Raw genomic sequence first — 9,305 nt, 5'->3', positions numbered from 1 at the left:
GGCGTGGTCCGAGGCGGGCGAGCAGCATCAGCCGCTGGCCCTCCGATAGCGCCGCCGAGCCGGCCACGTTCCACGAGAGCTCGGCCCGGCTGTCCGAAGTGTTGACGTGCTGGCCGCCCGGCCCGGACGATCGCGAGAACCGCCAGCCGAGTTCCGACGCGGGAATCGTGAGCGCGGGCGATACCTCCAAGTCCATGCACCAAGCGTTGCACGATTTTGGCGGGCACGCCGAAGTCGCCGGAAAGCTGCCCGTTCGCCGGAAAATTCCGGCGAGTTCGAAGGTTTCCGGCGACCTCGCCGGGCTCAGGGCTCGGGTCGCGGGGCTCAGGCTCAGGTTTCGGGGCGGCAGGCCGTGGCTTCGCGGGCACGACCGGCGTAGCCTGCGCATAGGCGCACGCATCGCGCCCTGCACGCCAGCACGAAGCAGGCGATTCCCATGGAAAAGTTTGGCACAGCAGACAGTCCGAGCCCSCGGCCGGCGGCGTCGGACGAACCAGGGCACSTGCCRCCGTCGCGCGGGCCGTTGCGCCTCGCGGCCACGCTGGCGWTTGCCGGCTTCGCGGTGTCCGTCGTCGCCGGGCTGCTCCATGCCGACACGGCCAATGCCAACGACCACGCTGCGACCTTCGCCGAATACGCCCGCAGCAGCATCTGGACCGCCGTCCACCTGGGCCAGTTCGCCGGCATGACGCTGCTCATCTCAGGGCTGCTGGTCCTGCTGGTGGTCCTGAAAGCGCCGGACGGCGCCATGGCCTGGACGGCCCGCTTCGGCGCGGCGGCCGCCGTCGTCGCGCTGGCCCTGTATGCAGTCCTCCAAGCCGTGGACGGGGTTGCCCTCAAGCATGCCGTGGACGCCTGGGCCGCCGCCGCGGAACCGGAGAAATCCGCCCGGTTCGCGACCGCCGAGGGCATCCGCTGGCTGGAGTGGGGCATGCGCAGCTACCAGAGCTTCGTGCTGGGCGCGGGCCTGCTCTTGACCGGCRCCGTGGTTGTCGGGGCGCGACGCGTCGCCCGGCTGATCGGCTACCTCATGGCSCTCTCCGGACTKGCGTACCTTGCCCAGGGCTGGATCATCGGYGCCGAAGGCTTCTCCCCGGCSAAYACMATCCCGACACTTGCCGGGATTGTCCTGATCCTTGTGTGGACCCTKTGGCTTCTGGCCAGYGCATGGTTCGKCMMGGCCCGGCCGAAGTAGCCGGAACGTTGCSRGTTCGCCGGAAAATTCCGGCGARCCCGCASGTTTCCGRCGACTTCGGYGGGCTGCGAGCAGGGCGACCTCGGATCCGGGCTAGGGCAGCYGGTAGCGGATACCCCAGCTGAGGTGCCATGTCTCGCCGGGGSCCAGCCAGCGCAGCCCCTCGCCGCTGTTGAAGGCATTGGCCGGAGCCGTCATCGGTTCCACKGCGACGGCTGTGACSAGGCCGCCGCCGTCGCCGGGGAAGATYCGGGTGGTGAAGGACTGCACATAGCCRAAGGAYGCATCCATGAACAGCTGCACCTGGCTGCCGTCCGGGGCTTCGAGATAGTGCCGCGAGCTGCCRTCCGGTTCCCKGCGGACGTCGCCCCACGCGTCATCGAGGTCGACGGCGCCCACGYGTTGCCCTGCCCGGAAGTCATRCCGGGTCCCGCCGACAGCTGTGGTGGCGCCGGTCGGGTTCAGCCGTTCGTCGACTTCGATGTGGGTSTCGGCATTGATGAACAGTTTCAGGTCTTCGGTCGGGACGGTGCCCAGCTTGAGGAAGGGATGGGCCCCGACGGCGACCGGGGCGGACCGGCTGCCCGTATTGGTCAGGCCGTGCRTGACGAGGAGCCCGTCCRCCGTGAGCTGATAGCGGACCGTTGTCGCRAGTTCAAAAGGGTAGCCCGGTGCGGGGGTGACATCGGCGGCCAGCGTGATGCTGTCCGCCGTSCGGCCCGCGACRCTGTACGCGGCACCGGACAGCAGACCGTGCAGGGCGTTGCCGTTGGCCGGTTCCGTGATCGCCAACTGCTGCGGGGCGCCGTCRTGGGTCCACTTTCCGTCCGCCACGCGGTTGGGCCACGGCACCAGGACCCAGCCCGCGCACGACGGCGGTGCGGACSCGGCRGGGTAGTCCTGCAGGAGGGCGACGCCGTCGACCTCCAGGGCGCGCAGGCTCGCGGCGATTTCCGTCACGACCGCGCGTTGGCGGCGGCCGCCCARCKCTGCCTGCAGTTCGTAGTGCTCGCCCATGGGCGAGATGGCCTGCTTCTGCACTGCTTGGTTCTGCATGGTCAGCCTGTCTGTGACGCGGGTGCGCGTCCGGGTGATGGCGCGGTGGCGGTTCCGATGCCCGCGGGATCGGCAAGGAATTGTGCGAAGGCCAGCTCCGCGGCTCCGATCATCATCAGATCCGAACCGAGCGCCGCCCGGTAGATCTTGACCTGGCCCGCGGGGCCGTCCAGGGCCTGGGAGAGCAGCGCTTCGTTCAACGACGTCGGGGCGAGCGCATGCAGCGTCCCCAGGAAACCGCCCAGGACGATGGCCTCCGGGTTGAAAATGTTCACGGCATTGCGGAGCGCGATGCCCAGATACAGAAGCTGGCGCGCCACCTCGTCGTTCACSATGGCGGYGTTGCTGTTGGCCAGSGCCTCTTCGAGGTCGGCGGCGTCGCCGCTGCCCAAGCCTGCCAGTTCGCGGAGCCGGGACTGGGACACTTCGGTTTCCAGGCAGCCCGTGGCGCCGCAGTGGCACGTGGTGCCTCCGGAGCGGACAAAGGTGTGGCCGAGTTCCCCGGCGTAGCCGGACGCGCCCCTGAGCAGTTGCCCGTCGGAGATGATCCCGCCGCCAATGCCGCTGGCGCCGCCGTTGAGGTAGATCAGGTTCCCCTGCCCGGCGCCSGCCCCGAAAATCATCTCGGCCTCGGCGCCCAGGGAGGCGTCGTTGGCGGCCTGGCACGGGTAACCCGTGGCCTCMCCCAGCATCCGGGCGACCGGTTCATTGCGCCAGCCCAGATGCGGTGCATGCCGCACGACGCCGTCGTCGCGGTTAACCAGGCCGGGCACGGCCACGCCGATGCCGGTGATCCGGTAGGAGGCATCCAATTCGGAGCGCATCCCGGCGATCACAGCCGAGGCGATGTTCACCGCTTCCCGGGCGCTGGGGATCCGTTCGGTTGSGAAMCGGATCTTCTTTTGCACYTTCCCGCCGAGGCTGACCAGGCCGATGGTGACGGCGTCGATTTCCGGATTGACGGCCAGCGCCGCAACCGACGGGCTGGGATGGACCTCCGGACTGGGCCGGCCCACCTGCCCCTCACCGGCCGGCGCCGTTTCATAGACCAGGCCCAGGGCCACGAGCTGGCCGATCAGCGTGCCGACAGTCGAGCGGTTCAGCCCCGTCTGCCGCGTCAGCTGGGCGCGGCTGAGGACGCCGTGGTGATGGACRAGGGAGGTCAGCAGCGACAAATTATTGCGGCGCGACGGGTCCGGCTCGCTGGCCGCGGCGGAAACAGGGGTACGTGGAGGCATCATCGTGACACTATCAGCGGCCGAACACCGTGCGGTCCAGGAAGGCGTTGCGGAATTTTCCGGCCGGATCGAGCCGGCCGGCCAGTGCGGTGAAGTCGGCAAAACGGGGATACAGCGGGGCGAGCCCGGCGGCGCTGGCGTGGAACAGTTTGCCCCAGTGCGGCCTGGCGCCGAACGGGGCCAGTTCCGCTTCGAGGAGCGGCAGGATTGCCCTGACCGCCGGTTCGTCCTGCCGCCAGGTGAAATGCAGGCCGATCCCGTCCCGGCCGTAGTTGGGGCTGAGCCACAGCTCGTCTGCCGCGATGGTCCGGATTTCCCCGATCAGCAGCAGGGGAGTGACCACGCCGGAGAGCCTGCGCATCGTGCGGAGGGCCTCCACGGCGTGCTCCCGCGGGATCAGGTATTCGCTCTGCAGCTCGTCGCCCTTGCTGGGGKTGAACTCCATCCGGAAGTGCGCGAGCCTGTCAGCCCACGGCCCGGGRATGCCGAGTTGCTGGGTGCAGTTGCTTCCGGACACGCCGGGCAGCGGGTGACGKGCCTGGGTGGCCGGCGTRCCGGAGAAGAATTCCGGCAACCCGGCGGGCAGCACGGCCCGGTCCGTRCGGTTCTTGAGCCACGCCTGGCCCACCGWCGGCCCGCTCCAGTCGGTGAACAGGCTCACGCTGTAGGCCGAAGAGGTCAGCGCGTCGAAACTTTCAAGGACCTGGTCCCAGTCGAGGCCTTCAAAGACGCTCTGGGCAATCTCGAAGCTCGGCTCAATGTCCAGGGTCAGCCGGCTCACGATGCCCAGGGCGCCCAGTCCCACCACCATGCCGGCGAAGTCGGGATCGCCGCGCCGGGCCGAGACCACAGTGCCGTCGGCAGTAACCAGCTCGAGCGCCGCCACGGCCGTGGCGAGGTTGCCGTTGCCGTCGCCGGAACCATGCGTGGCGGTGGCAACGGCGCCCGCCACCGAGATGTGCGGCAGGGAGGCGAGGTTGTGCAGGGCGAAGCCGTGGCGCTGGAGCTCCGCCGCGAGCGTCCCGTAGCGCGTGCCTCCGCTGACGCTGACGGTCTTGGCCTGGGCATCGATGCTGATCCCGGCGTCGAGCCTGTCCAGCACCACCAGGGTCCCGGCGGTGTCCGCGATGTCATTGAACGAGTGSCGGGACCCCAGCGCGCGGACCTTTCCGGCGCCGGCCACGACTTCCTGCAGYTCGGCGACGCTGGCCGGATGGAACATTTTCGCCGCCTGGTAGCCGTAGTTTCCCGCCCAGTTGCGCTCGRTCGCCAGCTGGTCGATCACGGTTGAATCCTTCACTCCGGGCCCCTTTGGCTATGTGCATGCCTGTTCGTGCCTCATCGGCGGCACTATTTGCTGTCGTTCACAACATAACAGCCGCTTCCGCAAAACGCTAYGGAAATCCCCTGTGAATCYWSSCAWGGGAGCGGGCCAGTTTTCGRAAGTCTTCATCGGAGTGTGGTTGACACCACAGAAATCCATAATATGTTTGTGTGTAGAACAATTCATTCTGAACCCCCGGCAACACATCTACCCTCGGAGCATTCAATGACGATTCAGCCCACCCGTGAAGACAAGTTTTCCTTCGGCCTCTGGACGGTCGGCTGGGAGGCCCAGGACCAGTTCGGCTCCGCCACCCGCCCGCCGCTGGACACGGTCGAGGCCGTCAACCGGCTCAGCGACCTCGGCGCCTACGGCATCACCTTCCACGACAACGACCTCTTTCCCTTCGGCTGCTCTGCCGCYGACCGCCAGCGCGAAATCGACCGGCTGACGGGCGCGCTGAAGGCCACCGGAATGATCGTGCCGATGGTCACCACCAACCTGTTCAGCCACCCGGTCTTCAAGGACGGCGGCTTCACCAGCAAYGACCGCGGCGTCCGGCGCTTCGCCCTGCGCAAGGTGCTGGACAACATCGACCTCGCGGCCGAGCTCGGTGCGGAAACCTTCGTCATGTGGGGCGGCCGCGAAGGCAGCGAATACGACGCWGCGAAGGACATCCGCGGCGCCCTGGAACGCTACCGCGAAGCCGTGAACCTGCTCGGCGACTACGTCACGGACAAGGGCTACAAYATCCGGTTCGCCATCGAGCCYAAGCCCAACGAACCCCGCGGCGACATCCTGCTGCCCACCCTGGGCCACGCCCTGGCCTTCATCGAAACGCTCGAGCGCCCCGAACTGGTGGGCATCAACCCCGAAACCGGGCACGAGCAGATGGCCGGCCTGAACTTCACSCACGGGATCGCCCAGGCCCTCTACCAGGGCAAGCTCTTCCACATCGACCTCAACGGCCAGCGCAGCATCAAGTTCGACCAGGACCTGGTGTTCGGCCACGGMGACCTGCAGAACGCGTTCTCCCTGGTGGACCTGCTSGAAAACGGCGGYCCCGACGGYGGTCCGGCTTACACCGGYCCGCGSCACTTCGACTACAAGCCCAGCCGCACCGAGGACATCGACGGCGTGTGGGACTCCGCCGCCGCCAACATGCAGACCTACCTGCTGCTCAAGGAGCGCGCCMAGGCCTTCCGCGCCGACCCCGAGGTCCAGGCGGCCCTGCAGGCCTCGCGTGTGGCCGAAATCAACGAACCCACGCTGAACCCGGGCGAGGGCTACGAGCAGCTGCGTGCCGACCGCGCTTCCTACGAGGACTTCAACGCCGACGCCTACTTCGGCGGCAAGGGCTTCGGCTTCGTGAAGCTGCAGCAGCTCTTCATCGAGCACCTGCTCGGCGCCCGCTGATCCCGTGACGGCTGCTCCCATGACACTCGTTGCCGGCGTCGACTCCTCCACCCAAAGCTGCAAGGTGGTGGTCCTGGACGCCGGCACGGGCACGCTGGTCCGCGARGGCCGTGCCGCCCACCCGGACGGCACCGAAGTGCACCCCGACCACTGGTGGCGGGCTTTGTCAGAAGCGTTCGACGACGCCGGCGGGCTGGCGGACGTCAGCGCGCTSTCSGTGGGGGGCCAGCAGCACGGCATGGTGCTGCTGGACCGCGCCGGTGAGGTGGTGCGGCCGGCGCTGCTGTGGAACGACACGCGATCGGCCGGGGCCGCGGCCGCGCTCACCAGCGAAGTGGGGGCGGAGGACTTTGCCCGAAGGACCGGGCTGGTCCCGGTGGCCTCATTCACCATCACGAAGGTCCGCTGGGTCCGGGACCACGAGCCGGACCTGGCGGACCGGGTGGCGGCCGTCGCGCTGCCCCATGACTGGCTGACCTGGCGCCTCCGCGGTTACGGCCCGGCAGCCTCCAGCCCGCTGGGCCCGGACCTGGAGCAGCTCACGACGGACCGCTCGGATGCCAGCGGAACGGGCTATTGGAGCCCCTCGGCCGGGGAGTACGACCTTGACCTGTTCAAGCTRGCCTTCGGCCGGGACGCCAGGGAAGCCGCCGGGAACCCCGGGCCCGGGGAACCGGGAACCGTSGTCCTGCCCCGGGTTCTTGGCCCCGGCGACTCCGCCGGATCGATCCACCCCSGCTGCTTCGGATCCGGCACGGCGGACCTGCCCGGAACCGCGGGACCCGGCAGGTTAGCGTCAGGGCRCCGGATCCTGCTSGGCGCCGGTGCCGGGGACAAYGCCGCCGCCGCACTGGGACTGGGGGCGAAGCCCGGAGACGTGGTGGTGTCCGTRGGCACMAGCGGCACSGTGTTCTCGGTGGCGTCCCGCGSCGTCRMMGATCCCAGCGGAACGGTGGCGGGATTCGCGGACGCCAGCGGCGAGTACCTGCCCATCGCCGTCACGCTCAACGCCGCACGGGTGCTCAGCTCCGTGGCCGGCATCCTGGGCGTGGACTTCGACGAAYTGTCACGCCTTGCCCTGGACGCCGAACCCGGCGCMGRGGGCGTGGTGCTGGTGCCGTATTTCGAAGGKGAGCGCACGCCCAACCTGCCMCACGCCAAGGCCAGCTTCCACGGGCTCAGCATTGCCTCCAGCACGCGGAGCAACYTTGCCCGGGCAGCGATTGAAGGCATGCTGTGCGGCCTGTCCGGCGGGCTGGACTCCCTGCGGGCGCAAGGCGGCGCCGCAACRCGCCTCCTGTTGATCGGCGGTGCCGTGCAGAACCCGGCGGTGCAGGCCATCGCGGCCCAGGTCTTCGACCTGCCGGTAGTGGTTCCCAGCCCGGGGGAGTACGTGGCGCGGGGTGCCGCTGTCCAGGCGGCGTGGGCCCACCACGGCAGCCGTCCGGAGTGGCCGGTCGCTGTGGACGCCGCACCGGCCCCGGACTTCCAGCCGGTCATTCGGCAGAATTACCTGAGGGCGTGCGGCCACATTGACTCCGGCAACTGAGCCGYTGCTGGCMGGAACGCCGCTGCTTGCCTCCAGCCATCAGGATCCGCTCCGCGCCTCCGGCCATCCCGTCCGCTGGGGCGTGGTTGCCACCGGCAGGATCGCGTCYATTGTCACSAGCGATCTSGCCCTGTTGCCGGACGCGGTCCTGCAYGCTGTCAGTTCCAGGTCCCGTGCCGGYGCGGAGGAGTTCGCCGCCCGGCACGGYTTCCGCCGMGCCTACGCCGACGACGACGGTTTTCCGGGKTACGTCCARCTGATCCAGGATCCCGACGTCGACATCGTGTACGTCGCCACGCCGCACGCCAGCCACTTCGCYGTGGCCAAGGCGGCGCTCGAGGCCGGCAAGCACGTGCTGTGCGAGAAGCCGATCACCCTCAACGCGCGGGACGCAGCGGTCCTGGCCGGGCTGGCCCGGAGCAAGGGGCTGTTCCTGATGGAGGCCGTCTGGACCCGGTTCCTTCCCAGCATGCAGCGGGCGGCGGAAATCATCGCCTCCGGTGAACTGGGTGAGGTCCGGTCGRTCCAGGCGGATCTTGGCTTCCCCGCGCCCCGKTWTCCGGGGGCCCGTCTGTGGCAGCGGGCGGCAGGCGGCGGCGCGCTGCTGGACGTCGGCGTCTATCCGCTGACCTGGGCACTCATTGCRTTGGGGGCSCCCCAGTCCCTGACGGCCGCGGCCCRCGTCAACGGCGACGGCGTGGATGCCGAAACCGCCGTTACCCTCTCCTATTCCTCGGGGGCCTTCGCCCAGTTCCTCGTCTCGCTGACCACCGTGTCGACTCAGACAGCCACGGTGTCCGGCACGAAMGGCATGCTGCGGTGCAACGCGCCGCTGTTCAACCCGACGGARCTGGCCCTSACSTTCGGCTCGGGAGAGACCCGGCTGGAGACCTTTGTGCCCGCGGGACACGGGTACACCTACCAGCTGCGCGAGGTGATCCGCTGCCTTCAACTCGGACTGACGGAGAGCCCCACCATGCCGCTGGACGACWCRCTKATGGCCATGTCGCTGCTCGATGAAGTCCGCCGGCAGGCCGGAATCACGTACCCCTCCGACTAGCCACGGATCAGCGCCACCGGCGCCACAAGACAACAGCGCATGCGGGCGTGGTTCACGCCCGCATGCGCTGTTGTCTTGTCGGGAAGGGACACCCGTGGTTCTCAGAGGGTGTGCCAGTGGCTGTTGTTGCCGGCGCTGGTTTCGATGGCGGCGAGGACTTTTTGGACCTGGAGGGCGTCGGCGAAGGAGGGTGAGGGCGGCCGGTTGTCGGCGATGGCGTGGATGAGGTCGACGGCCTGGTGGGTGAAGAGGTGTTCGTAGCCCAGGCCGTGGCCGGTGGGCCACCAGTTCCCGGTGTAGGGGTGTTCGGGTTCGGTGACGAGGATCTTGCGGAACCCGGCGTCGGGGCCGTCGGCGAAGTTCTCCGGGTGCACCGGGCCGACCGTGGTGATCGCCACCGCGTGCGGACGGATGAACTTCGACAGGGGCGTGATCTCGCCGAACTTCGACAGGGGCGTGATCTCGCC

Annotated in this window: 8 protein-coding genes and 1 pseudogene; 4 read left to right on the top strand and 5 right to left on the bottom strand. The window is 68.9% G+C overall.

Going from position 1 to position 9,305, the window contains the following annotated elements; genetic code table 11:
• Nucleotides 1-196, bottom strand: a 196-nt coding sequence (locus AC1DEY_RS22205; protein WP_476869879.1) for a peptide chain release factor-like protein, incomplete at its 3' end; no start/stop codon positions are given.
• Between the two features lie 240 nt (nucleotides 197-436).
• Here AC1DEY_RS22205 and AC1DEY_RS22200 point away from each other — a divergent pair.
• Nucleotides 437-1,195 carry a DUF4386 family protein gene (locus AC1DEY_RS22200; RefSeq protein WP_476869878.1) on the top strand — a complete coding sequence of 253 codons (759 nt, stop codon included), beginning with the start codon at nucleotides 437-439 and terminating at the stop codon, nucleotides 1,193-1,195.
• Nucleotides 1,196-1,288: 93 nt separating this feature from the next.
• Here AC1DEY_RS22200 and AC1DEY_RS22195 read toward each other — a convergent pair whose 3' ends face one another.
• The 3 genes from AC1DEY_RS22195 to AC1DEY_RS22185 are packed head-to-tail and all read right to left on the bottom strand — an operon-like array spanning nucleotide 1,289 to nucleotide 4,711.
• Entirely contained in the window at nucleotides 1,289-2,251 is a 963-nt protein-coding gene (locus AC1DEY_RS22195; protein ID WP_476869877.1) for an aldose 1-epimerase family protein, read from the bottom strand.
• A gap of 2 nt (nucleotides 2,252-2,253) precedes the next feature.
• A complete protein-coding gene (locus AC1DEY_RS22190; protein WP_476869876.1) occupies nucleotides 2,254-3,492 on the bottom strand; it encodes an ROK family transcriptional regulator in 1,239 nt (412 codons plus the stop codon).
• A 10-nt stretch (nucleotides 3,493-3,502) separates the two neighbouring features.
• The gene (locus tag AC1DEY_RS22185; RefSeq protein WP_476869881.1) at nucleotides 3,503-4,711 is read right to left on the bottom strand and encodes an FAD-binding protein; all 1,209 of its coding nucleotides are present in this window, start codon (nucleotides 4,709-4,711) and stop codon (nucleotides 3,503-3,505) included.
• Between the two features lie 327 nt (nucleotides 4,712-5,038).
• Here AC1DEY_RS22185 and xylA point away from each other — a divergent pair, with 327 nt between their 5' ends.
• From xylA to AC1DEY_RS22170, 3 genes are all read left to right on the top strand, one after another.
• Nucleotides 5,039-6,229, top strand: a complete 1,191-nt coding sequence (xylA, locus tag AC1DEY_RS22180) for a xylose isomerase (protein WP_476869875.1) — start codon at nucleotides 5,039-5,041, stop codon at nucleotides 6,227-6,229.
• Between the two features lie 19 nt (nucleotides 6,230-6,248).
• The gene (locus AC1DEY_RS22175; protein WP_476869874.1) at nucleotides 6,249-7,778 is read left to right on the top strand and encodes a xylulokinase; all 1,530 of its coding nucleotides are present in this window, start codon (nucleotides 6,249-6,251) and stop codon (nucleotides 7,776-7,778) included.
• Between the two features lie 82 nt (nucleotides 7,779-7,860).
• A complete protein-coding gene (locus tag AC1DEY_RS22170; RefSeq protein WP_476869880.1) occupies nucleotides 7,861-8,838 on the top strand; it encodes a Gfo/Idh/MocA family protein in 978 nt (325 codons plus the stop codon).
• 101 nt (nucleotides 8,839-8,939) lie between these two features.
• Here the strand turns inward: AC1DEY_RS22170 and AC1DEY_RS22165 are convergent.
• A pseudogene (locus AC1DEY_RS22165) lies at nucleotides 8,940-9,305 on the bottom strand (hypothetical protein); the annotation flags it as partial.

It is taken from the genome of Arthrobacter sp. 05T47 (genome assembly GCF_056395825.1).
Note: the sequence above shows the minus strand (reverse complement) of the source record. Positions and strands in the feature narration are given on the sequence as shown.